Origin of the sequence: Streptomyces sp. SCSIO ZS0520 (assembly GCF_025643355.1) — a bacterium.
Classification (GTDB): Bacteria; Actinomycetota; Actinomycetes; order Streptomycetales; family Streptomycetaceae; genus Streptomyces; species Streptomyces physcomitrii.
Genome location: NZ_CP092644.1, coordinates 7,178,848 through 7,202,298 on the forward strand (window position 1 = coordinate 7,178,848; position 23,451 = coordinate 7,202,298).

22 protein-coding genes and 1 riboswitch are annotated in these 23,451 nt (G+C 74.0%); of the genes, 16 read left to right on the forward strand and 6 right to left on the reverse strand.

The window, feature by feature from the left end; genetic code table 11:
- Positions 1-25 precede the first annotated feature (25 nt).
- The 5 genes from MID12_RS29275 (at position 26) to MID12_RS29295 (ending at position 5,704) form a co-directional block, all read left to right on the forward strand.
- Positions 26-367 carry a barstar family protein gene (locus MID12_RS29275; protein ID WP_052482689.1) on the forward strand — a complete coding sequence of 114 codons (342 nt, stop codon included), beginning with the start codon at positions 26-28 and terminating at the stop codon, positions 365-367.
- A 210-nt stretch (positions 368-577) separates the two neighbouring features.
- On the forward strand, positions 578-2,029 hold the full coding sequence (locus MID12_RS29280) for a GuaB1 family IMP dehydrogenase-related protein (protein ID WP_040255121.1): 1,452 nt from the start codon (positions 578-580) through the stop codon (positions 2,027-2,029).
- A gap of 217 nt (positions 2,030-2,246) precedes the next feature.
- Positions 2,247-2,702: an Lrp/AsnC family transcriptional regulator gene (locus tag MID12_RS29285; RefSeq protein WP_168541794.1), complete on the forward strand. Its 456-nt coding sequence runs from the start codon at positions 2,247-2,249 to the stop codon at positions 2,700-2,702.
- 376 nt (positions 2,703-3,078) lie between these two features.
- Positions 3,079-3,876, forward strand: coding sequence for a carbon-nitrogen hydrolase family protein (locus MID12_RS29290; RefSeq protein ID WP_040255122.1), 798 nt, complete (start codon positions 3,079-3,081; stop codon positions 3,874-3,876).
- A gap of 118 nt (positions 3,877-3,994) precedes the next feature.
- Positions 3,995-5,704, forward strand: a complete 1,710-nt coding sequence (locus tag MID12_RS29295) for a flavin monoamine oxidase family protein (protein WP_263172004.1) — start codon at positions 3,995-3,997, stop codon at positions 5,702-5,704.
- A 25-nt stretch (positions 5,705-5,729) separates the two neighbouring features.
- Here MID12_RS29295 and MID12_RS29300 read toward each other — a convergent pair whose 3' ends face one another.
- Entirely contained in the window at positions 5,730-6,425 is a 696-nt protein-coding gene (locus MID12_RS29300; protein ID WP_040255124.1) for a DUF5995 family protein, read from the reverse strand.
- A 90-nt stretch (positions 6,426-6,515) separates the two neighbouring features.
- The gene (locus MID12_RS29305) at positions 6,516-8,687 is read right to left on the reverse strand and encodes a SpoIIE family protein phosphatase (RefSeq protein WP_263172006.1); all 2,172 of its coding nucleotides are present in this window, start codon (positions 8,685-8,687) and stop codon (positions 6,516-6,518) included.
- A 207-nt stretch (positions 8,688-8,894) separates the two neighbouring features.
- Between MID12_RS29305 and MID12_RS29310 the strand changes: the two genes are divergently transcribed.
- Positions 8,895-9,341 carry an acyl-CoA thioesterase gene (locus tag MID12_RS29310; protein WP_040255126.1) on the forward strand — a complete coding sequence of 149 codons (447 nt, stop codon included), beginning with the start codon at positions 8,895-8,897 and terminating at the stop codon, positions 9,339-9,341.
- Here the strand turns inward: MID12_RS29310 and MID12_RS29315 are convergent.
- Positions 9,307-10,512, reverse strand: coding sequence for an MFS transporter (locus MID12_RS29315; RefSeq protein ID WP_263172010.1), 1,206 nt, complete (start codon positions 10,510-10,512; stop codon positions 9,307-9,309). The genes MID12_RS29310 and MID12_RS29315 overlap by 35 nt on opposite strands.
- Positions 10,513-10,570: 58 nt before the next feature.
- Positions 10,571-11,317, reverse strand: coding sequence for an SDR family oxidoreductase (locus MID12_RS29320; RefSeq protein WP_040255128.1), 747 nt, complete (start codon positions 11,315-11,317; stop codon positions 10,571-10,573).
- A 160-nt stretch (positions 11,318-11,477) separates the two neighbouring features.
- A riboswitch (FMN riboswitch) is annotated at positions 11,478-11,608 on the forward strand.
- Positions 11,609-11,796: 188 nt separating this feature from the next.
- On the opposite strand from MID12_RS29320, the gene ribD reads away from it, so the two are divergent.
- The 10 genes from ribD to MID12_RS29370 all read left to right on the forward strand — a co-directional run bounded on the left by ribD (position 11,797) and on the right by MID12_RS29370 (position 20,409).
- A complete protein-coding gene (gene ribD / locus MID12_RS29325; protein WP_040258472.1) occupies positions 11,797-12,855 on the forward strand; it encodes a bifunctional diaminohydroxyphosphoribosylaminopyrimidine deaminase/5-amino-6-(5-phosphoribosylamino)uracil reductase RibD in 1,059 nt (352 codons plus the stop codon).
- On the forward strand, positions 12,856-13,461 hold the full coding sequence (locus MID12_RS29330; RefSeq protein WP_263172012.1) for a riboflavin synthase: 606 nt from the start codon (positions 12,856-12,858) through the stop codon (positions 13,459-13,461).
- Positions 13,458-14,111 carry a nicotinamide riboside transporter PnuC gene (locus MID12_RS29335; RefSeq protein WP_040255130.1) on the forward strand — a complete coding sequence of 218 codons (654 nt, stop codon included), beginning with the start codon at positions 13,458-13,460 and terminating at the stop codon, positions 14,109-14,111. The genes MID12_RS29330 and MID12_RS29335 overlap by 4 nt, the downstream gene beginning before the upstream one ends.
- Positions 14,108-15,445 (forward strand): bifunctional 3,4-dihydroxy-2-butanone-4-phosphate synthase/GTP cyclohydrolase II, encoded by a 1,338-nt coding sequence (locus tag MID12_RS29340; RefSeq protein WP_263172014.1) that lies wholly within the window; start codon positions 14,108-14,110, stop codon positions 15,443-15,445. Before MID12_RS29335 ends, MID12_RS29340 begins: the two co-directional genes overlap by 4 nt.
- Positions 15,446-15,515: 70 nt before the next feature.
- Positions 15,516-16,001, forward strand: a complete 486-nt coding sequence (gene ribH, locus MID12_RS29345) for a 6,7-dimethyl-8-ribityllumazine synthase (RefSeq protein ID WP_040255131.1) — start codon at positions 15,516-15,518, stop codon at positions 15,999-16,001.
- A 79-nt stretch (positions 16,002-16,080) separates the two neighbouring features.
- Positions 16,081-16,353, forward strand: coding sequence for a phosphoribosyl-ATP diphosphatase (locus tag MID12_RS29350; RefSeq protein WP_016434182.1), 273 nt, complete (start codon positions 16,081-16,083; stop codon positions 16,351-16,353).
- A 77-nt stretch (positions 16,354-16,430) separates the two neighbouring features.
- Positions 16,431-17,279 carry an ATP phosphoribosyltransferase gene (hisG, locus tag MID12_RS29355; RefSeq protein WP_040255132.1) on the forward strand — a complete coding sequence of 283 codons (849 nt, stop codon included), beginning with the start codon at positions 16,431-16,433 and terminating at the stop codon, positions 17,277-17,279.
- A 5-nt stretch (positions 17,280-17,284) separates the two neighbouring features.
- Positions 17,285-17,761 carry a PH domain-containing protein gene (locus MID12_RS29360; RefSeq protein WP_040255133.1) on the forward strand — a complete coding sequence of 159 codons (477 nt, stop codon included), beginning with the start codon at positions 17,285-17,287 and terminating at the stop codon, positions 17,759-17,761.
- Positions 17,762-18,001: 240 nt separating this feature from the next.
- Complete coding sequence (locus MID12_RS29365) at positions 18,002-19,327, forward strand: hemolysin family protein (protein ID WP_040255134.1); 1,326 nt, start codon at positions 18,002-18,004, stop codon at positions 19,325-19,327.
- Positions 19,324-20,409: a hemolysin family protein gene (locus MID12_RS29370; RefSeq protein ID WP_040255135.1), complete on the forward strand. Its 1,086-nt coding sequence runs from the start codon at positions 19,324-19,326 to the stop codon at positions 20,407-20,409. Before MID12_RS29365 ends, MID12_RS29370 begins: the two co-directional genes overlap by 4 nt.
- A gap of 18 nt (positions 20,410-20,427) precedes the next feature.
- Here MID12_RS29370 and MID12_RS29375 read toward each other — a convergent pair whose 3' ends face one another.
- Together MID12_RS29375 and MID12_RS29380 are read right to left on the reverse strand one after the other, a co-directional pair.
- Positions 20,428-22,305, reverse strand: coding sequence for an AAA family ATPase (locus MID12_RS29375; RefSeq protein WP_040258474.1), 1,878 nt, complete (start codon positions 22,303-22,305; stop codon positions 20,428-20,430).
- Between the two features lie 445 nt (positions 22,306-22,750).
- Positions 22,751-23,377, reverse strand: a complete 627-nt coding sequence (locus MID12_RS29380; RefSeq protein ID WP_263172022.1) for a uridine kinase — start codon at positions 23,375-23,377, stop codon at positions 22,751-22,753.
- Positions 23,378-23,451: the final 74 nt, after the last annotated feature.

Consider the following 23,451-nt stretch of genomic DNA (forward strand, 5'->3'; position numbering starts at 1 on the left):
AAGTGTTCTGAGAGGCGGTGCCGAGATGACCGAGCAGTCCCTGACGGCCGCGGCGGCCGAGGCGGGCTGGAGCGCGGTCCGGCTCGACCTGGCGGGGGTGCGCGGCAAGTCCGCTTTCATGGACCGCTGCGCGAGCGCCCTCGCGCTGCCCGACTGGTTCGGGCGGAACTGGGACGCGCTCGCCGACAGCCTCACCGACAGCCCCGCCCTCACCGGCGGCGCGGGCGGGCGGCTGCTGCTCGTCACCGGCTGGGGGGACTTCGCCCGGGCGGCCCCGGGGGAGTGGCACACCGCGCAGGAGATCTTCGGCGAGGCCGCGCGGCAGGACGCCGCCCTGACCGTGGCCCTCGCCCTGGGGCCCGCCTGACGCCGCGCGTCCGCCGCACGACGCCGCGTATCCGCCGCCGGGTGAGGACGCGGGGTGCCGGGCCGGCCCTCGGCTGATCGCACCAGCCGTCCCGGCCCGGCCCTGGAGGATTCTCCGGGACGCCAGGTCCCGGGCCCGGCGTGGGAGAATGAGGTACGTGCTCTTCCCCCTGGCTGTCCTGTCCGGGGGCCACCTCTGATCCACCGGGATGTGCAGCACGTGCGTTTCCTCAACGACATCCGTCCCCCGTACGACCTGACGTACGACGACGTCTTCATGGTGCCCAGCCGCTCCGCCGTCGGCTCCCGGCAGGGCGTCGACCTCAGCTCGCCGGACGGCTCCGGCACCACCATCCCGCTCGTGGTGGCGAACATGACCGCGATCGCCGGGCGCCGGATGGCCGAGACGGTCGCACGCCGCGGCGGACTGACCGTGCTCCCGCAGGACATCCCGATCGAGGTCGTCGCCGAGGTGGTCTCCTGGGTCAAGGGCCGCCCCCTCGTCCTGGACACCCCGATCGTGCTCGCCCCCACCCAGACTGTCGCCGACGCGCTGGCGCTGCTGCCCAAGCGGGCCCACAACGCCGGGGTGGTGGTCGACGAGAAGCACCGCCCGCTCGGCGTGGTCACCGACGCCGACCTCACCGGCGTGGACCGCTTCACCCAGCTGTCCGAGGTGATGTCCAAGGACCTGCTGCTCCTGGACGCCGGGATCGACCCGCGCGAGGCCTTCCACCGCCTGGACGGCGCCAACCGCCGCTACGCCCCCGCCGTGGACGCCGAGGGCCGGCTCGCCGGCATCCTCACCCGCCGCGGCGCCCTGCGGGCCACCCTGTACACGCCCGCCACCGACGCCGAGGGACGGCTGCGCATCGCCGCCGCGGTCGGGATCAACGGCGATGTGGCGGGCAAGGCCGGGCAGTTGCTCGCGGCCGGGGTGGACACCCTCGTCGTGGACACCGCGCACGGGCACCAGGAGTCGATGCTCGCCGCGGTCCGCGCGGTGCGCGCCCTCGACCCGCGGGTGCCGGTCGTCGCGGGCAATATCGTCGCCGCCGACGGGGTACGCGATCTGATCGAGGCGGGCGCCGACATCGTCAAGGTGGGCGTCGGACCCGGCGCCATGTGCACCACCCGGATGATGACCGGGGTGGGCCGCCCGCAGTTCTCCGCGGTCCTGGAGTGCGCGGCCGAGGCGAGGAAGCACGGCAAGCACGTCTGGGCCGACGGCGGGGTGCGGCACCCGCGCGATGTCGCCATGGCGCTGGCCGCCGGAGCCTCCAATGTGATGATCGGCTCCTGGTTCGCGGGCACCTACGAGTCGCCCGGCGACCTCCAGCAGGCCCCCGACGGACGCCTGTACAAGGAGTCCTTCGGCATGGCCTCGGCCCGCGCGGTGCGCAACCGCACCTCGGAGGAGTCCGCGTACGACCGCGCCCGCAAGGCGCTCTTCGAGGAGGGCATCTCCACCTCCCGGATGTTCCTCGACCCGGAGCGGCCCGGCGTGGAGGACCTGATCGACTCGATCGTGGCCGGGGTGCGCTCCTCCTGCACCTACGCGGGCGCCGACTCGCTCGCCGAGTTCGCCGAGAAGGCCATCGTCGGCATCCAGAGCGCCGCCGGATACGCCGAGGGCAAGCCGCTGCACGCCAGCTGGACCTGAGGGCGCCGACGGGGGCGGGACCCGAGGACTCCGGCGCCGGGGCCGGACCCGAGGGCCCCGGCCCCGCAGCCCGCGCGCGGCCGCCGGGGCGTGAGCCGCCCGGCCGGAACCTCCCGGCCGGGCGCGCGTGTTCTACTGCCCCTGCGACCAGGGACGCGGCGCCACCCTGGACGCCTTCCGCACCGCCGGCGCCCCGCACAGAGATGAACGACCCCTGGTGCCACTGAACGAACTCGACGAACGCATCGTGCACGCCCTCGCCGAGGATGCCCGGCGTTCCTTCGCCGACATCGGCCAGCTCGTCGGCCTCTCCGCGCCCGCGGTGAAACGGCGGGTGGACCGGCTCCGGGCCACCGGGGCGATCACCGGCTTCACCGTACGGGTGGACCCGGCGGCGCTCGGGCGGCAGACCGAGGGCTTCATCGAGCTGTACTGCCGCAGCAACACCTCGCCCGAGGCCATCGAGCGCGGCCTCGCCCGCTACCCCGAGATCGCCTCCGCCTCCACCGTGACCGGGGAGGCCGACGCCCTCGTCCAGGTCTTCGCCTCCGACATGAGGCACTTCGAGCGGGTCCTCGAACGCATCGCGGGCGAGCCCTTCGTCGAGCGCACCAAATCGGTGCTCGTCCTCTCCCCGCTGCTGCGCCGCTTCTCCTCCGGCTCCCCGGGCTGAGGACTTCTCCCCCCAGCCGTCCCCCGTGCTCTCCCGCCGTGCCCTCCACCTGCGCCCTCCACCCGTGGGTGGAAGCGGAGGCGTACCGCGAGGGACAGGGACTCCGGCACGGGGGAGGCGGCGTCCCCCGGTGGGTGGAGACGGAGCCCTCGCCGCGGGTGGACACCGGCGCTCTCCCGGGCCGCGGCGTGACGGCGGCCACAGGCGCCGGGTGTCCGGTCCCGCCTCCGCGCGCCCGCGCAACAAATCGCTGCTCAGCGCGGTGGCCGCGCAATGAATGGCCCGGCGATGAGCAACGCTCGCGCCTTGTTCGACGGCGGCTCCCGCCCGTACCGTCGAGACGTTCCCCGCACCCACCGCACCACGAGGTTTCCGCATGCCCGCGCTGCGCGCCGCTCTGCTGCAGAGCTCCGGACGGCCCGGGTTCCCCGCCGACAATCTCAAGCTCCTCGACGAGGCCGCCGCCCGCGCCGCCGCGCAGGGGGCCGCGCTGCTCGCCGCACCGGAGCTGTACCTCACCGGCTACGCCATCGGCGAGGAGGTGGCCCGCCTGGCGGAACCCGCCGACGGCCCCGGCGCCCGGGGGATCGCGGAGATCGCCGTCCGGCACGGGCTCGCCGTCGCCTACGGCTACCCGGAGCGCGCGGGGACGCGCCTGTACAACTCCGCCCAGCTGATCGGCCCCACGGGCGAGCGCCTGGCCAACTACCGCAAGACGCACCTCTACGGGGAGTACGAGCAGCGCTGGTTCACCCCGGGTGAACAGCTCGTCGTCCAGGCCGAGTTCGGCGGGCTGCGGCTCGGCCTGCTGGTCTGCTACGACGTGGAGTTCCCGGAGAACGTCCGCGCCCACGCCCTCGCCGGCACCGACCTGCTGCTCGTGCCGACCGCGCTGATGGAGCCCTACCGCTTCGTGGCCCGCTCCGTGGTGCCGGTCCGCGCCTTCGAGAACCAGCTCTACCTGGCCTATGTGAACCGCACCGGCACGGAAGGGGAGTTCACCTTCACCGGGTACTCCTCGCTGTCCGGACCCTCGCCCGCCGCGAGCACCGGCGCGGGCCCCGGCGAGGAACTGCTGCTCGCCGACGTGGACCCGGCCCTGCTCACCGCCTCCCGCGCGGCGAACCCCTATCTGGCCGACCGCCGCCCGGAGCTGTACGGCCCCGGCCACTGACCCCACCGCGCCCCGGCGACCGCACCCCCGGTCTTCACCCCCGGCACCCCCGCGTCTCCACCCCTCGTACCGCACGCCTCCACCCTCAGCACCCACCCGCGCAAGGAGCCCGTACCCCATGACGTCCACGGTGCCCACCGCCCTCCCGCACGGCGACGGCCGGCAGCCGCCGATCACCATGTTCGGTCCGGACTTCCCCTACGCCTACGACGACTTCCTCGCCCACCCGGCCGGGCTCGGCCAGATCCCCGCCACCGAGCACGGCAGCGAGGTCGCGGTGATCGGCGGCGGCCTCTCCGGGATCATCACGGCGTACGAGCTGATGAAGATGGGCCTCAAGCCGGTCGTCTACGAGGCCGACCGGATCGGCGGGCGGCTGCGCACCGTCGGCTTCGAGGGCTGCGACCCGGAGCTGACCGCGGAGATGGGCGCCATGCGCTTCCCGCCGTCCTCCACCGCGCTCCAGCACTACATCGACCTCGTCGGCCTCGACACCCGGCCCTTCCCCAACCCGCTGGCCGAGTCCACCCCCTCCACCGTGGTCGACCTCAAGGGGGAGAGCCACTACGCCCGCACCCTCGACGACCTCCCCGAGGTCTACCGGCAGGTGGCCGAGGCCTGGGCGGCCTGCCTGGAGGAGGGCGCCGCGTTCTCCGAGATGAACCGGGCCCTGCGTGAGCGGGACGTCCCGCGCATCCGGGAGATCTGGGCCCGCCTGGTGGAGAAGCTCGACGACCAGACCTTCTACGGCTTCCTCTGCGCCTCCGAGGCCTTCCGCTCCTTCCGGCACCGGGAGATCTTCGGCCAGGTCGGCTTCGGCACCGGCGGCTGGGACACCGACTTCCCCAACTCGATCCTGGAGATCCTGCGCGTCGTCTACACCGAGGCCGACGACCACCACCGGGGCATCGTCGGCGGCAGCCAGCAACTGCCGCTGCGGCTCTGGGCGCGCGAGCCGGGCAAGATCGTGCACTGGGCGCCGGGCACCTCGCTCTCCTCGCTGCACGGCGGCGACCCGCGCCCCGCGGTGACCCGGCTGCGCCGCACCGCGGGCAACCGGATCACCGTCACGGACGCGGCCGGGGACATCCGCACCTACCGCGCCGCGGTCTTCACCGCGCAGTCCTGGCTGCTGCTCTCGAAGATCGACTGCGACGACGCGCTCTTCCCCATCCACCACTGGACGGCGATGGAGCGCACCCACTACATGGAGTCCTCGAAGCTGTTCGTGCCGGTGGACCGGCCGTTCTGGCTCGACGGGGCGGTGGACGCGCAGGGCCGCCCGACCGGCCGGGACACGATGTCGATGACGCTCACCGACCGGATGACCCGCGGCACCTACCTCCTGGACGACGGGCCCGACCGCCCCGCGGTGATCTGCCTCTCCTACACCTGGTGCGACGACAGCCTCAAATGGCTGCCGCTCTCCGCCGGGGAGCGGATGGAGGTCATGCTGAAGTCGCTCGGCGAGATCTACCCGGGGGTGGACATCAAGAAGCACATCATCGGCAACCCGGTGACCGTCTCCTGGGAGAACGAGCCGTACTTCATGGGCGCCTTCAAGGCCAATCTGCCCGGCCACTACCGCTACCAGCGGCGCCTGTTCACCCACTTCATGCAGGACCGGCTGCCCGCGGACAAGCGCGGCATCTTCCTCGCGGGCGACGACGTCTCGTGGACCGCGGGCTGGGCCGAGGGCGCCGTGCAGACCGCCCTGAACGCCGTCTGGGGCGTCATGCACCAGTTCGGCGGCGCCACCGATCCCACCAACCCGGGACCCGGCGACCGCTACGAGGAGATCGCGCCGGTGGAGCTGCCGGAGGACTGAGCCGCGCCGCTCCCGGGGCGGCGGCTCAGTCCGGCAGCGGCGTGAGGAGCATCCGGCCGACCAGGCCCACCGCCGCGTCCAGCCGCTGCCCGAACTCGTCGGCCAGGCCCGGGAATTCACGCAGCGCCCACAGGGCCCGGGCGGCGGACCAGGCGCCGTCCCGGGCGCGCTCCAGGCTCCAGGAGCCGAGCAGATGGGTGAGCGGATCGGCGACCTGGAGCAGATCGGGCCCCGGCATCAGGTCCTCCCGGATCCGCTCCTCCAGGGCCAGGAGCAATTCGCCGACCTGCTCGAACTCGTCCTCCAGCTCCAGCGGATCGCAGCCGAGGCCGTGGCAGGCGTCGAGCAGCGCGTGCGCGAGGTCGTGCCCGATGTGCGCGTTGATCCCGCACAGCGCGAACTGCAGCGGGTGCACCCCGGGATGCCGCCGGTACTGGAACAACGGCCGCCAGCAGGCCGGGACATGGCCGCCCCGGTCGGCGCCCTCGACCGCGGCGAGGTACCGCTCGGCGAAGCGGACGTCGAGCAGGGCGGCGGCCCGGGGATCGCGGAAGGCACCCCGGGCCAGGCGGCGGCCCACCTCCTCGGTGACCGTCAGATAGACCCGGTTGAAGACCCCGACCCCGTCCGCCGCGTGCCAGCCGGCGCCGAGGGCGCGCAGCCGTGCCGCCACCGCGTCGACCCGCCGCGCGGAGGCCGTGGACTCTTCCAGCTGCGCCATGCAGGCAGCGTGGCAGCAGCGGGCGCCGGGCACCGCGAACGCGGCACGGGCTTCCTCCGTACGAGGGAAAGCCGTCCGTCCGCGCGGAGTTCACCCGGTGCGGTGGACCAGGAGCACGGCGAGGTCGTCGTGGGTGTCGTGCGACAGGGCGGAGGCCACCGCCCGGTCCGCGAGGGTGCCGAGCGGGACGTCCCCGTGCGCCCAGCGGACGAGGGCCGTCCGCAGTTCGGCGAAGGTCTCCTCGGGGCCGCCGCCGGGCGGATCCCGCATGCCGTCGGTGAAGAGCAGCAGCAGTTCGCCCGGGGCGAGGGCGCCGGTCAGGGCCGGGTAGCCGGTGTCGGCGAAGGCGCCCAGCGGCAGCCCCGCGGGCACCGCGAGTTCCCGTACCCGCCCGTCGGGGCGCAGCAGCAGCGGCGGGGGATGCCCGGCCCGTACCGCGGTCAACGTGCCCCGGGACGGGTCGAGTTCGACCAGGCAGCAGGTGGCGAGCAGCTCGGTGTCCAGCTCGCACAGGGTGCGGTTGCCGAGCGCCAGCAGCTCGCCCACCGGCGGGCCCGGATTGGCCTGCGCCCGCATCGCGGTGCGCAACTGGCCCATGACGGCGGCGGCTTCGGCGCTGTGGCCCTGGACGTCGCCGATCGCGAGGACCACCCGGCCGTCCGGCATCGGCAGGACGTCGTACCAGTCGCCGCCGACGTACAGGCCCTCGGCGGCGGGCACATAGCGCACCACGGTCTCGATCCCGGGGACCCCGGGCACGCGCCGCGGCAGCATCAGGTGCTGGAGCTCGTTCAACTGGCGCCTGCGGGACTCGAACTGCCGGGCGCGGGCCAGGGACTGGGCGAGGAGCCCGGCGGCCGCGGTGTGCGCCACCTGCACATCGGCGGTGAACTCCCGCGGCTCGGCGTAGCAGATCATCCAGAGGCCGACCGGCTCCCCCTCGACGGTCAGCGGCAGCAGCGCCGCGGCGTGGACGCCCTCCGGGGGCCGCGGGCCGTGGTGCGGCAGGCGGCGGGAGAGCTCGGCCCGGCTGCCGAGGAAGAGCGGGTGCTCGCCGTGCGGGTCCCGCGGCAGCGCGTGGTCGGGGCGGGCGAGCCAGTCGGGCCGCCGGGACTCCCGCCAGCCCGGGCCGCGGGAGCCCGCGAGGCGCAGGCCCCGTTCCTCGCGCAGGTACAGGGCGGTGGCGAGGCCGCCGAGGCCCGGCAGGACGATGTCGAAGACCTTCTCGACCATGGCCTGGACGGACAGGACCTCGCTGAGCGCCCGCGAGAGGTCGAGGACGAACTGCTGCCGGGCGGCGCTGCCCTCCTCCCGGGCATGCTGCTCGGTACGGTCCTGGACCACCCCGAGCATGCCCGTGGGGCGGCCGTGGGAGTCGGGGACCACCTTGCCGCTGGCGTCGATCCAGCGCTCGGCCCCGTCCGGCCGGGCGATCCGGTACTGGGCCCGGTAGACGCCGGTGTCCACGCTCTCGCGGACGAGCCGGTTGACCCGTACCCGGTCGTCGGGGTGGATGGCGCGGAAGAAGGTCTCGGCGCCCTCGTCGAAGTGGTGCGGGCCGAGGCCGAAGATCCGGCAGAGCCGCTCGTCCCCGATGACGCGGCCGGAGGCGAAGTCCCAGTCGAAGGAGCCGATCTCCGCGTTGGCCATGGCCAGTTCGAGCCGGGCCGCCCGCGAACGCCCCTGGAGCAGCCGCAGCGCCTGGTCGAGCCGGGCGTCCTCGGATCCGGCGCCCTGGGCGAGCAGATGGTCCAGGCGGTGCGCGCAGGTGGCCGCGATCAGTTCGAGCTCGCGCTGCCCGGAGCGGGGGAGCGGTTCGGTCCCGGAGAGCTGCACGGTCAGGGTGCCCAGGCAGCGCCCGTCCACCAGCAGCGGCAGGCAGCTGAAGGCGGTCGGCTCCGGCGGCAGGTGGGCGCGCGGGTAGCGGCTGCGGTACTCCTCGGCGCGGACGTGCACCGGGCGCCGGGTGCGGATGGCCTCGACCAGCGGCAGGTCCGCCTCGGGCGGGATCAGCCGGACCGTGGCGAGCAGGGCCTCGGACAGGCCGAGCCCCTTGGCCAGCCGCAGCCAGCCGTCGTCCTGGAGCAGGTACACGGTGCCGGCGCGGGCACCGGTGCGGGCCAGGCAGCCGTCCATCGCCGCCGCGAGCAGGGAGCCGGGGTCCGGGCTCCGCAGCAGCCGGAGCATGGTGTCGGCGAGGGTCCGCGGGCCCTGTGCGGCCCCGGCCGGATCCACCCGCCGTTCGCCCTTGCCCTCGCGCACCGCACTCCTCGGTGAGGTCCTCGGGCGCCCGCGCACGGCGGCGGACACCCCGCCCAGCCATCGTCGCCCAGGACCGCTCCCGCGGCGAGCGAGGGCGCCGCGGCGCGGGCCGCGGATGTGAGATGCGGCGCAGCCCCGGCCCCCGCATCCCTGCTGAGCAGCCGCTTAGGATGAGGGGGAACCCGCCGCGCGACCCAGGAGCCACCCGTGACCACCGAAGCCCCCTCCGTCCTCCGGTACGGAAGCCTGGTCCCGGTGGAGGTGCACTTCGACGACCTCGACGCCCTCGGCCTGCTGCACAACGCCCGCTACCCGCTGATGGTCGAGCGCGCCTGGACCGCCTTCTGGAACGAGCGCGGCTTCGTCTTCGAGGGCGACTGGCACGCGGCCGGGGACATGTGCAACGCCGTCAAGGAGCTGCACATCAGCTACCAGGCACCGGTCAACCGCACCGGCGACTACGCCGTCCACCTGTGGATCGAGCGCCTCGGCCGCACCGGCCTCACCTACGGCTTCCGCTTCTGCTCCGCCGACGGCGCGCTGACCTACGCCCGGGGCACCCGCGTCCTGGTCCGCCTGCACCCGGACACACTGCGCCCCGAGCCCTGGAGCGAGCGCCTCAGGTCCGCCGCTCAGGAGCTGGTGAAGCCTTAGCCCCGCCGCGGTCCGCGCCGATCCGGGCCGGTCCGCCGCGCAGCGCACCCGCGCACAGCACCAGGCCGAAGGCGAGCGCGCTCACCAGGGCGAAGGAGGTCACCAGGCTGGTCAGATCGGCGAGGCCGCCGATCACCGAGGGGGCGATCAGGCCCGAGGTGTACGTCACCGTGGCCACGCCCGCGATCGCCTGCGAGGGGTTGGGACCGCTGCGGCCCGCCGCGGCGAAGGCGAGCGGGACCACCACCGCGATCCCGAGCCCCATCAGCGCGAACCCGGCCATCGCCACCGCCGGGTGCCCGGCGAGCACCACGAGGAGTCCGCCCGCGGTGGCGAGCACCCCGCCGCCGCGCACCGTGCGCACCGGTCCGAGCCGGTCCACCACCCGGTCGCCCGCGAACCGGGCCAGCGCCATGGTCAGGGCGAACCCGGTGGTGGAGGCCGCCGCCACCCCCGCCGACGAGCCCAGCTGCTCGCGCAGATAGACCGCCGACCAGTCGAGGCTCGCCCCCTCCGCGAAGACCGCGCAGAAGCCGACCGCGCCGATCAGCAGCGCCGCGGCGGGCGGCAGCGCGAACCGCGGCGGCGGCGACTCGTCCTCCTCGGCCCGTACGTCGAGCACCCCGCCGCAGACGGTCAGGCCGAGCGCGGTGAGCGTGAGCGCGGCGAGCACGTGGTGCAGCCGGGCGTCCGAGCCGAGGTGGGCGGCGAGGGTGCCCGCCGCCGAGCCGATCAGGGCGCCGGCGCTCCACCAGCCGTGCAGCGAGGACATGATCGAGCGGCCGAGCCGGTTCTCGGTCTCCACCCCGAGGGCGTTCATCACCACGTCCGCCATGCCCGAGGTCGCCCCGTAGACCGCGAGGGCCAGGCAGAGCAGCACCAGGTCGGGCGCGAGCGAGGGCAGCACCAGGGCGAGGGTCCACAGCGAGAGCAGCAGCCGCAGGGCCGTGCGGCTGCCGAAGCGGTGGCTGACCCGGCCCGCCATCGGCATCGCCACCGAGGCGCCGAGCGCGGGGAAGGCGAGGGCGAGGCCGAGCTGCGCGGCACTGGCCGAGGTGTGGTCCTGGATCCACGGCACCCGGGTCGCGAAGGACCCGGCGACCGCGCCGTGCACACAGAAGACGGCGGCGACCGCCCACCGCGCGCGCCGTATCCGCTCGGCCCCGGACATCCGCCGTCCCCCTCCGCAAGGAATCACCCGGGAGCTTCTGCCCGCCGGGGCCCCCGGTTCATGCGGCGCGCGCGAACCGCGTCCCGAGGAATTCCCCGAACGTGCCCTTGCCCACGGCGTGTTCGGGCGTCAGATGACCGCCCTCGCGCAGCGCCGCGTACGTCCTGCCGACCAGTGGCACGGACACCGTACGACGGCGGCGGCCGGAGGCGCGCAGGTAGGCCTCGGCCAGTTCCGTGAAGCTCAGGACCTCCGGGCCGCCCATGTCCGCGACCCGGCCCGCCGGTTCGCCCTCCGCGAGGCGGGCGAGGCGCTCGGCCACCTCGCCCACCTCGATGGGCTGGTCGCTGACCTCCTTCGGCAGCAGCATCACCGGCAGCCGCGCGCTGCCCTCCAGGATCATCAGGACCAGCTCGTGGAACTGCGTCGTCCGCAGCACGCTCCAGCCGAGCCCCGACTCCTCCAGCTGCTTCTCCACGGCGAGTTTGGCCCGGTAGTACGGCAGCGGCACCCGGTCGACCCCCACGATCGAGATGTACGCCAGATGCGGCACCCGGTGCCTGCGGGCCGCCGCGATCAGGTGCCCGGCGGCCCGCTCGTCACCGCCGCGCGGGGTGCTCGCGCAGTGCACGATCGCCTCGGCGCCCTCGACCGCCGCGTCGAGACCGCGGCCGTCCCGCAGATCGACCGCGTACGGCTCGGCGTGCCTGCTCAGGACCCGGACCTCGTGGCCGCGGGCGCCGAGCTTCTCGGCGACCAGACTCCCGAGTGTCCCGGTCCCGCCGGTGACCAGAATCGTGCTCATCCCTCGTCCGTCCCTTCGCCTGCGCGCAAGCCTGCGGCCACGCGATTGTCACTGCGGGTAAGGATACGGTGACCGGTGCCGGGGTCGGTTGTGAGCCACCGCACAGCTGTTCACTCGTACGGCCCGCCCTGGGGATGGCAGACTGAGTGCGTACCAGAAGCAGCGCACTCCGGGGTCGGTGCAATTCCGAACCGGCGGTTACAGTCCGCGACCCGGCCGCATCCAGTGGCCGGTTGACCAGGTGAAATTCCTGGACCGACGGTGAAAGTCCGGATGGGAGGCAGTGCGCGGCGGGCGGGCATTCGTGCACGCCGCCGTAGGTTTCGGGTCCGCCTTCTCCGTAAGGCGCCCCCTGGCTCTCGGCGACGACTCCCGGTGCCGCTCGTCGAATTCTGTCGTCACCGACAGGCCCCGGAGTCCGTGCCCGAGAGGCAGGAGAGCCGGTGGCCGTCCCAGCGCCCGCGACCGAACAGGCCGCCATGCGGCGCGCCCTGGCCCTCGCCGCGCGCGGACTCGGCGCCACCAGCCCCAACCCCGTCGTCGGCTGCGTCGTGCTCGACGCCCAGGGCGAGGTCGCGGGGGAGGGCTTCCACCAGCGCGCGGGCGGACCGCACGCCGAGGTGCACGCCCTGCGCGCCGCCGGAGAGCGCGCCCGCGGCGGCACCGCCCTGGTCACCCTCGAACCCTGCAACCACACCGGCCGCACCGGCCCCTGCGCCCGGGCACTCCTCGACGCGGGCGTCGCCCGGGTCGTCTACGCGGTCGCCGACCCCACCCCGGGCGCCTCCGGCGGCGCCCGGCGGCTGCGCGAGGCCGGGGTCGAGGTCGCCGAGGGGCTGCTCGCCGACGAGGCCGCCGAGACCAACGCCGCCTGGCTCACCGCGGTCCGGCTCGGCCGCCCCCATGTCACCTGGAAGTACGCCGCCACCCTCGACGGCCGCAGTGCCGCCGCCGACGGCACCAGCCGCTGGATCACCTCCGCCGAGTCCCGCGCGGACGTGCACCGGCTGCGCGCCGAGTCCGACGCCGTCCTGGTCGGCTCCGGCACCGCCCGCACCGACGACCCGCACCTCGCGGTGCGCGGCATCGAGGGCGCCGTACAGCCGCTGCGCGTCGTGGTGGACACCGAGGCGCGCGCGGTGCGGCCGGGCGCCCGCGTCCTCGACGGGGCGGCGCCCACCCTGGTCGCCGTCGCCGAGGACGCCCCGGCCGCCGCCCACCTGCCCGAGCCGCTGCGGCTGCCCCGCGCGGGCGGCGGCCTGGACCTGACCGCGCTGCTGGCGGCCCTGTACGCGCGCGAGGTCCGCGCCGTCCTCCTCGAAGGCGGGCCCACCCTCGCCGCCGCCTTCCTCGCGGCGGGCGCCGTCGACCGCGTCGTCGGCTACCTCGCCCCCGTCCTGCTCGGCGCCGGGCCCACCGCCCTCGCCGACGCCGGAATCACCACCCTCGGCGAGGCGTTCCGGCTTCGGACCACCGAGACCGTGCGCCTCGGAAACGACCTGCGCATCACCGCGAACCTCTCCCCGAAGGAGCATTGAGTGTTCACCGGAATCGTCGAAGAGCTGGGTGAGGTCACCGCCGTCGAGGAACTCGGCGACGCCTCCCGCTTCCGGCTGCGGGGCCCCAAGGTCACCGCGGGCGCGCAGCACGGCGACTCGATCGCCGTCAACGGGGTCTGTCTGACCGTGGTCGAGCACGAGGGCGAGGAGTTCACCGCCGATGTGATGGCCGAGACCCTCAAGCGCTCCAGCCTCGGCGCGCTCGCCACCGGCTCCCGGGTCAACCTGGAGCGCCCCACCGCGGTCGGCGGCCGGCTCGGCGGCCACATCGTGCAGGGGCACGTGGACGGCACCGGCGCGATCCTCGCCCGTACCCCCTCCGAGCACTGGGAGATCGTCAAGGTCTCGTTCCCGGACGGGCTCGGCCGCTACGTGGTGGAGAAGGGCTCCATCACCGTGGACGGGGTCAGCCTCACCGTGGTCGAGGCGGGGCCCGACTGGTTCACCATCAGCCTGATCCCGACCACCCTCGCGCTGACCACCCTCGGCACCAAGCAGCCCGGCGAGCCGGTCAACCTGGAGGTCGACGTGATCGCGAAGTACGTCGAGCGGCTGCTCGCGCACGGCGGGGAGGCGGCCCGGTGAGCGCCCTCGACTGGCTCAACTCCGAGGCCTTCACGGCCTTCGGGCAGCACATCATCTACTCCGACCTGATCGGCAACACCGTCGGGCTGCTCGGCCTCGCCCTCGGCTGGCGCCGCTCGATCTGGACCTGGCCCGCCCAGCTCCTGTCCGCCGCGGTCCTGGTCGCCGCCAATGTCTCGGTCCACCAGTCCGGCAGCGTCGGCAAGCAGCTCGTCATCATCGTGACCGCCGTCTGGGGCTGGCGGCAGTGGAGCAGGGGCAGGCAGCAGGCGCAGGACGGCAGCGTCGCCGTGCGCTTCGCCAGTTGGCGCGAGCGGCTGCTCCTGCTCGGCGGCGCGGCCGTCGGCACCCTCGCGGTCGGCGGCCTCTTCACCGCGTACCCCTCGCTCAGCTGGAACCCCTGGCCGGACGCCTACGTGTTCGTGGGCACCCTGGTCGCGATGGTGGCCCAGGGCCGCGGGCTCGTCGAGTTCTGGCTCGCCTGGCTCCTCGTGGACTGCGTCGGGGTCCCGCTCAACTTCTCCAGCGGCCTCGCCTTCTCCGGATTCATCTACCTCGTCTACGGCGCCCTGGTCCTGTGGGGCCTGCGCGACTGGTGGCTGCGCTCCCGCAGGGACGCCCAGCCCCTCATGGAAGGAGCACCGGCATGACCACCCACCCGTCACCCGTGACCGCGGCGCCCGAGGCGCCCGCCGGTGCTCCCGAGCTGGCCGCCTGGCTGTCCGCCGGGGCCGACGACCTCGGCCTGGACCCGGTGGAGCAGGCGATCGCCGACATCGCCGCCGGGCGCCCGGTCGTCGTCGTCGACGACGAGGACCGCGAGAACGAGGGCGACCTCGTCGTCGCCGCCGAGAAGGCCACCCCCGAGATCGTCGCCTTCATGATGAGCGAGTGCCGCGGACTGATCTGCGCGCCGATGGAGGGCGAGGAGCTGGACCGGCTGCGCCTGCCGCAGATGGTCGAGCACAACACCGAGTCGATGAGCACCGCCTTCACGGTCTCCGTGGACGCCTCCCGCGCCCACGGCGTGACCACCGGCATCTCCGCCGCCGACCGCTCCACCACCCTGCGGCTGCTCGCCGAGGGCGGCTCGGAGCCCGCGGACTTCGTGCGCCCCGGCCACATCTTCCCGCTGCGCGCCAGGCCCGGCGGCGTCCTGGTGCGCAACGGCCACACCGAGGCCGCGGTCGACCTGGCCCGGCTCGCCGGACTGCGGCCCGCCGGGGCGATCGTGGAGATCGCGGGCGAGGACGGCACCATGCTCCGGCTGCCCGAACTGGTGCCCTTCGCCCGCAAGCACGGCCTGACGATCATCTCCATCGAGGACCTGATCGCCTACCGGCGCGGCAGCGAGCCCGCCGTCCGCCGCGAGGCCGAGGTCAAACTCCCCACCGCCTTCGGCGAGTTCACCGCCTACGGCTACCGCTCCACGGTCGACGGGGTGGAGCACGTCGCCCTGGTCCACGGCGAGATCGGCGACGGCGAGGACCTCCTCGTACGCGTCCACTCCGAGTGCCTGACCGGCGACATCTTCCAGTCCCAGCGCTGCGACTGCGGCCCCCAGCTGCAGGCCTCCATGGAGCGCATCGCCGCCGAGGGCAGGGGAGCGGTGGTCTACCTCCGCGGCCACGAGGGGCGCGGCATCGGCCTGCTGTCCAAGCTGCGCGCCTACGAGCTCCAGGAGCGCGGCCACGACACCCTCGACGCCAACCTCGAACTCGGCCTGCCCGCCGACGCCCGGGACTACGCCGCGGGCGCCCGCATCCTCACCGACCTCGGGGTGCGCAGCCTGCGCCTGATGACCAACAACCCGGAGAAGAGCGCGGCCCTGGTCCGCGGCGGCCTGGAGGTCACCGGCCGGGAGCCGATGCCGGGCCCGGTCGGCGAGCACAATCTGCGCTACCTGCGCACCAAGCGGGACCGCATGGGCCACGACCTGCCCTGGCTGGAGACGGCCCCGGCCGCCGGCTGCGGCAACCAGTGACCCCCGAGATCCCCCGGGCCGCGGCGCCCGGCAGCAGCAACCCCCACCCCGTACGTACGAGGAGAAGCGCGTGAGCGGCAAAGGCGCACCCGAACTGAGCGTGAAGAACTGCGGCGACCTGCGGGTCGCGGTGATCGCGGCGCAGTGGCACGAGAAGGTCATGGACGGCCTGGTGGACGGCGCCCTGCGCGCCCTCGGCGAGCTGGGCATCAGCGAGCCCACCGTGCTGCGCGTCCCCGGCAGCTTCGAGCTGCCGGTCGCCGCCAAGGCGCTCGCGGGCCGCGGCTACGACGCGGTGATCGCCCTCGGCGTGGTCATCCGCGGCGGCACCCCGCACTTCGAGTACGTCTGCCAGGGCGTCACCCAGGGGCTCACCCAGGTCTCCGTGGACACCGGGGTGCCGATCGGCTTCGGGGTGCTCACCTGCGACGACGAGCAGCAGGCCCTGGACAGGGCGGGCATCGAGGGCTCCCGCGAGGACAAGGGCCACGAGGCGGTCACCGCCGCCGTCGCCACCGCGGTCACCCTGCGCAGCCTCGCCGAGCCCTGGCACTGATCCCTGGTCCGGTGCGGCGCCGCCCGCGAGGGAGGCGCCGCACATCGGCCCCGCAGCTCCGCGTAAAGTAGGCCGCACCATGTCCAAGAAGACGTTCGAGGAGCTTTTCACGGAGCTCCAGCACAAGGCAGCCCACGGCGATCCCGCCACCTCCCGCACCGCGGAACTGGTCGGCAAGGGCGTCCATGCCATCGGCAAGAAAGTCGTCGAGGAAGCCGCCGAGGTCTGGATGGCGGCCGAGCACGAGGGCAAGGAGGCCGCCGCCGAGGAGATCTCCCAACTCCTGTACCACGTACAGGTGATGATGGTCGCCCGCGGCATCTCCCTCGACGACGTCTACGCCCACCTCTGAGCCGCCGCCCGCTCCTCCCGGCGGACGCGCCCCGTACCCGAAGCCTCCGCTCACCTACCGCAAAGGAAGCCGCCCGCATGCTGCGCATCGCCGTCCCCAACAAGGGTTCCCTCTCAGGCCCCGCGTCGGCGATGCTCCATGAGGCCGGCTACCAGCAGCGGCGGGAGTCCAAAGAGCTGGTGATCGTCGACCCGGACAACGAGGTCGAGTTCTTCTACCTGCGCCCGCGCGACATCGCCATCTACGTCTCCTCCGGCCGCCTCGACATCGGCATCACCGGACGCGACCTGCTCGTCGACTCCGGGGCCGGCGCCGAGGAGATCCTGCCGCTCGGCTTCGCCCGCTCCACCTTCCGCTTCGCCACCCGGCCCGGCACCGCCCGCGGCGTCGAGGACTTCGGCGGCATGACGGTCGCCACCTCCTACGAGGGCATCGTCGACAAGCACCTCGCGGAGAAGGGCATCGACGCCACCGTCGTCCACCTCGACGGCGCCGTGGAGACCGCGATCGAACTCGGCGTCGCCCAGGTCATCGCCGACGTCGTGGAGACCGGCACCTCGCTGCGCAACGCGGGCCTCGAAGTCGTCGGCGAGCCCATCATGACCTCGGAGGCGGTGGTGATCCGCCGCACCGGCGAGGACACCGAGACCCCCAAGGTGCAGCAGTTCCTGCGCCGCCTCCAGGGCGTCCTGGTCGCCCGTACGTACGTGATGATGGACTACGACTGCCGCGCCGAGCACCTGGAGCGGGCGGTGGCCCTCACCCCCGGCCTGGAGTCGCCGACCATCTCCCCGCTGCACAACGAGGGCTGGGTCGCCGTCCGCGCGATGGTCCCCGCCAAGGACGCGCAGCGCATCATGGACGGCCTCTACGCCCTCGGCGCCCGGGCCATCCTCACCACCGCCATCCACGCCTGCCGCCTGTGAGCGCCGTGAACGGCGAGCCCGCCGCCGAGCCGCCCTCGCTGCCGCGTACCTTCCGGCCCGGCCGGACCCGGGCGATCCTGCTCGGCGGCGGCTGCGCCCTCTTCCTCGTCCTCACGGTGATCGCGCTGCTGCTGCCGGGACTCGGTCCGGCCGAGCGGACCAGCTTCGTGTTCACCGCGGCGCTCTTCTGGGGCGCCCTCGCCCTGCTGAGCCGGCCGCGGGTGCACGCCGAGGAGTCCGGGGTCACGGTCGTCAACATCGCCAGCAGCCGCAGGCTCGACTGGGCGGAGATCGTCAGGGTGAACCTGCGCTCCGGCGACCCCTGGGTCTTCCTCGACCTCAGCGACGGCAGCAGCCTGCCCGTGCTCGGCATCCAGCCCGGCCTCGCCCGGCAGCACGCCGTCCGCGACGCGCAGGCCCTGCGCGCCCTCGCCGAGTCCCGGGGCGGCAGTGAACCCCGGGCACCACAGGGCCAGAGGTGACGAACAACCCGTAGCGGACCGCCCGGACGCACTCCCGCCGCCCGGCACCTCTTGATTAATCTGGTGGACGGTGGCGCGCACCGCGCCCCGCCCCTGCCGCCCACGCCAGAGTCGGGCCCAGGGGCTCCTGCTGAACGAGGAGTGACTCCCTCCGGCGATGGACGGATCGTCCTGTAGTACCTGCGCCGCCCTCTCCCGACACCGAGCGGACCGTGTCCGCGCCCGTGTGGAGGCGGCGGCATGATCATCCCCCTGCTGCTCCTCGGAGCCGCATTCCTGCTGATCCTGGCCAACGGCTTCTTCGTGGCGGCCGAGTTCGGCCTGGTCACCGTGGACCGCCCGGACGCCGAGGAGGCGGCCGCGGCCGGTGACAAGCGCGCCGGCACCGTGGTGGCCGCGCTGAAGGAACTCTCCTTCCAGCTCTCCGGCACCCAACTCGGCATCACCATCACCTCCCTGGTGGTCGGCATGCTCGCCGAGCCCGCCCTCGCCGCACTGCTCGGCGGGCCGCTCGAGGCCACCGGGCTGCCCGAGGGCGCGGTCTCCACCCTGGCCGTGGTGGTGGGCATGCTGCTCGCCTCCGCGGTGCAGATGGTCATCGGCGAACTCGTGCCCAAGAACTGGGCGGTCTCCCACCCCATGCAGGTGGCCCGCTTCGTGGCCGGTCCGCAGTACCTCTTCTCCCGGCTGCTGCGCCCGGTGATCGCCGGTCTCAACGCGGTGGCCAACCGCCTGGTACGGCTCTTCGGCGTGGAACCCGCGGACGAGCTGGCCTCGGTCCGCACCCCCGGCGAACTCGTCTCGCTGGCCCGGCACTCCGCGCAGGCCGGCACCCTGGAGCAGGACACCGCGGACCTCTTCGTCCGCACCCTCTCGCTCGGCGAGCTGACCGCGCAGCACGTGATGACGCCGCGGGTGAAGGTCAGCGCCCTGCAGTCCACCGCGACCGCCGAGGACGTGGTCAACCTGACCCGGGCCACCGGGCTCTCCCGCTTCCCGGTCTACCGGGAGCGCATCGACGAGATCGTCGGCATGGTCCACCTCAAGGACGCCCTCGCGGTCCCGGCCCCGGAGCGGCTGCGCACCCTCGTGGTGCGGATCGCGCAGCCCCCGCTCCTCGTCCCGGAGACGCTGCCGGTGGCGCCGCTCCTCGCCCAGCTGCGCAGCGCGCAGCCGATGGCGGTCGTCGTCGACGAGTACGGCGGCACCGCCGGGGTGGTCACCCTGGAGGACATCGTGGAGGAACTCGTCGGCGAGGTCCGCGACGAGCACGACGACCACGACGTGCCGCAGCTCGCCACCGTCCCGCAGGAGGACGGCAGGGCCGCCTGGGACGCGGACGGCAGCTGCCGGGTCGACGTGCTCCAGCGCATAGGCCTCGACGTGCCCGAGGGCCCGTACGAGACCGTCGCCGGGCTGGTCGCCGATCTGCTCGGGCGCATCCCCGCCCCCGGCGACCGGGCCGAACTGCCCGGCTGGCGGCTCGTGGTGCGCCAGGTCGGCCACTACCGGGCCGAGCGGGTCCGCTTCGTGCAGACCGCGAAGGCCACGGAGGCGGCGCGATGAGCCTGCTCCAGCTCCTGTTCGCGATACTCCTGGTGCTCGCCAACGGCTTCTTCGTCGGCGCCGAGTTCGCGCTCGTCTCGGTGCGCCGCAGCCAGATCGAGCCGCTGCGCTCCACCCGGGCCCGGCAGGTGCTCTACGGACTCGAACACCTGCCGCAGATGATGGCCGCCGCGCAGTTCGGCATCACGGTGTGCTCGCTGACCCTCGGCGCGGTCGCCGAGCCGACGGTGGCCCACCTCCTGGAGCCGGTCTTCGAGGCCGCCCACCTGCCGCACGGCATGATCCACCCGCTCGGCTACGTCCTCGCCCTCGCCGTGGTCGTCTTCCTGCACCTGGTGATCGGCGAGATGGTGCCGAAGAACCTGGCGATGGCGGCCCCCGAGAAGACGGTGCTCTGGCTGAGCCCGGGCCTGGTCGCCTTCGCCCGGCTCTGCCGCCCGGTCACCGCCGCGCTCGGCGCCTGCGCCCGGGTGGTGCTGCGGCTCTTCGGGGTCGAGCCCAAGGACGAGGTGGAGGCGGTCTTCACCAGCGAGCAGCTCAACCGCCTGGTCGCCGACGCGGGCGAGGCCGGGCTCCTCGAACCCGAGGCGCAGGAACGCCTCGGGGACGCCCTGGAGCTCGGCTCCCGTCCGGTGACCGAGGTCCTGCTGCCGCGCGCCGAACTGGTCACCGTGGAGCCCTCGGTCACCCCCGGCCAGGTCGTCGCGCTGACCGCGGCCACCGGGTACTCCCGGTTCCCGGTCTGCGCCGAGGGCGGCGCCTTCATGGGCTATCTGCATGTGAAGGACGTCCTCGACCTGGAGGAGAGCGAGCGGGCGGTGCCCCAGCAGGTCTGGCGGCCGATGACCACCCTGCGCGCCGAACTCCCGCTGGACGACGCGCTGACCGTGATGCGCCGCGCCGCGACCCACCTCGCGCAGGTCGCGGACGCCGCGGGCCGGGTGCTCGGCCTGGTCGCCCTGGAGGACGTACTGGAACTCCTCGTCGGCGAGGTCCACGACCCCGCCCACCGCGACGCCGAACCGGCACCCAAGGTCGGCGGCCCGCGCTCCGGCGGCGCCCGCTCGGCCCTCGCGGGCTGAGCCGGGACCCGGGACCCGTCAGCGCGAGGACGGGTCCTGGGGTCCGCGCCCGGAGAGCACCTCGCCGTAGGCCTGCATCAGATCGGGCAGCCGCAGGGTGGCGAGGTCGTCGCGGGTGGGCGGCGCGGTGTAGCCGGAGAGCCGCAGATCGCGGTAGGCGCAGCTCTTCTCGTAGAGGGTGCGCAGGAAGCGGCCGTTGCCCAGCTCGTCGATCCAGCCCTGGTCGACCACGTGCCCGCTGATCGAGCGCAGCTCGTCGGCCGCCTCCTCGTCCCAGACATCGCCGTTCTCGGCCGCCAGCACCTTGCCGATCGCGGTCAGCTCCAGCGGCCGGTACGAGGGGAAGTCGACCCGGCTGGTGAAGCGGGAGGACAGGCCCGGGTTGGCGGCGAGCAGCCGGTCCATGCCCTCGGGGTACCCGGCGAGGATCACCACCAGGTGGTCGCGGTTGTCCTCGGCGCGCTTGAGGAGCACCTGGAGGGCCTCGTCGCCGTAGGCGTCGCCCTTGCCGTACCCGGCGTTGGAGAGCGAATAGGCCTCGTCGACGAAGAGCACCCCGCCGAGGGCCGAGTCGATCAGCTCATTGGCCTTGACCGCGGTCTGGCCCAGGTACTCGCCGACCAGGTCGGAGCGCTGGGCCTCCACCAGGTGGTCGCCGCCGAGCAACCCGAGCGCGTGGAAGACCCGGCCGAGGATGCGGGCCACCGTGGTCTTGCCGGTGCCCGAGGGCCCGGAGAAGACGAAGTGCCGCTTCGGCGGCTGGACCGGAAGACCCTGTACGGACCGCAGCCGCGCCATGTTCAACTGGGCGGACAGGGCCCGTACTTGGCGCTTGACCGGCTCCAGGCCGACCATCCGCTCCAGCTCGGCGAGGGTGCGGGCGAGCAGCGCCGGATCGGCCGGGCCCTCGGCCGGACGCGGCACGGCGGGCTGCACCGGGAACACCGCCTTCTCGCGCACCGGGTCCGCGCCCGCGCGCGAGGCGGTCGGCGAAGACCCGCCGGACTCGCCCGCCGAGCGCAGATCGCGCCCCTCGATGGGGAAGAGAGGGTCCAGGGAGTCCTGGCCGTCCAGGACGTCCTGACCGGCCCCGGGCAGCGTGACGGCCGCGAAGTCCGCCGCCTCGTCGTAGCCGTCGCCCTCCGCTATCGCGGCGAGCCGCGCCGAGGTGTCCATGAAGGCGGGGTCCACCCGGTGCACCGCGCGGTACAGCGGCAGGGCGGCGGCGCTGCGGCCGGTGCCCTCGTGGGCGCGGGCCAGCCAGTAGCGCAGCTCCTTGCGCTGGGGCTGCTCGCTGCGGCAGCGCATCAGGGCGGCGGCGAGCAGCGGCTCGGACTGCCCGTACATCTCCAGGCGGACCCGGGCCATGCCGCCGAACAGCCCCGCCTCGATGCCGAGCAGCGGATCGTCGAGCAGCGGGTCGGTGTGCCGTACGAGCTGCTCCCAGTCCTTGACCAGATAGGCGCGGCAGGCGTGCAGGAAGCGGACCTGGCGGTCGGCGTCCACCGGCGGCAGCCCGGCGAGCGCCCGGTCCAGCTCGGGGACGTGCCGCCCGTCCAGCCAGTGCGAGGCGTGCGCCAGCAGCAGATCGCGGGAGGACTCCAGGACGGGCTGCACCCACCAGCCCAGCCAGTACCAGGAGTTGAGGGCGCGGCCGTGCCGGGCGCGCTGTTCGCCGAAGCGCTCGCGGTGGCGGAACATCCGCAGCAGGGCGGTGGTGGTGTCGACGCGCAGGGCGTGCAGGCCGAGCCAGCCGTCGGCCATCGCGGGGTCGATCCGCACCGCGGCCCGGAACTCCTCCTCGGCCTGCGTGTACGCCCCCATCGTGTAGGCGTCGACACCTCGGAGCCAGGCGAGGTCCGCCGGCCCGGGCGGGTTCTTCCTCCCGCTGTCCATCACGTCCCCCACAAACCGTTCCCCCGTGGCGTGCCGCCGGATGACTACCCGTCGGCTTCCTGCGTCGAACCGCTGTGCTGTGGACGGGAGTTGACTCGGTGCGCTGAGCAGCCGTCCGTGGGTCGCACCGATAATCATCGTACCTGCGGTGCAGCGGTCGGCCGTAGGGCGCGGCAGGCGTGGATCGGGGGCTGGAAGCACGAGGGGGCGCATCCGCGGCGGTGACCCTCGGTGAGTGAATCGGCGCGCGGTGCGCCCGATTTGCCCTTTCCCAGGGCAGAACGAAGCCCCCGATCACGGGGGAACAACCGGGGGCTTCGCGTCTTCTCGGCGCCCGAAAAGAGCGCACATTCAGAACGTAAGACCTGTATGGCTCCGGGGTCAAGCGCAGTTGGCGACTGGCTGCGCAAGCCGGAAGGCCGCGCAGCGCACCGCCGCGTGCACGTCACGCTGTGTCATCTTCAGGCCCTCGGTGCGGTCTTCCGGGTCCGGGCGCGAGCGCGTACCCTCCCGCGCCCCCCTGGGTGCGCTGCCGGACCAGGGTGTCCGCGTGGGGACGGCTCGGGTCCTCCGCGAAGTGGCGCCGCTCGGCGGCCGTCCAGCCGCGCCAGAACGCGGCCTGCCCGGGGCCGTCCCGCAGCCTGCCCCGGCGCCAGGACTCCTCGCGCGCGAGGTCCATCCACAGCAGCCGGGCGAGGAAGGGGCGCACGGCCCGGCGCCCCGCGCCGACTCCCTCCACCAACACCACCGGCGCGGGCGGGAGTTCACGCGCCGGTGCCATGCGCCGTGCCTCCCAGTCGTAGGGGCGGTACCAGGCGCTCTCCCCGCGCCCCAGCGGGCCGAGCACCTCCTCGCGCAGCCGGTCCGTCCACCCGAAGAGCGCCGTATGGCTGGCGAGATCGTCCAGGTGCAGCACCGGCGCACCGCCGCAGGCCCCGGCCAGGCGCTCGGCGAAGGTGGACTTGCCCGAGCCCGCGTGCCCGTCCACGGCGACCAGCCTCACCGGTCCGCAGGAGGGCGCGAGCAGCGGCAGTTCCCCGGCCAGCCGGGTGAGGGGATCGGTGGAGGTCATCGCGTTCAGCCTAGGGTCCTCCGGCGGGATCGGGCCGCCCTCGTGGGCAGGGGCCGATCCGGGCGAAGGACCCC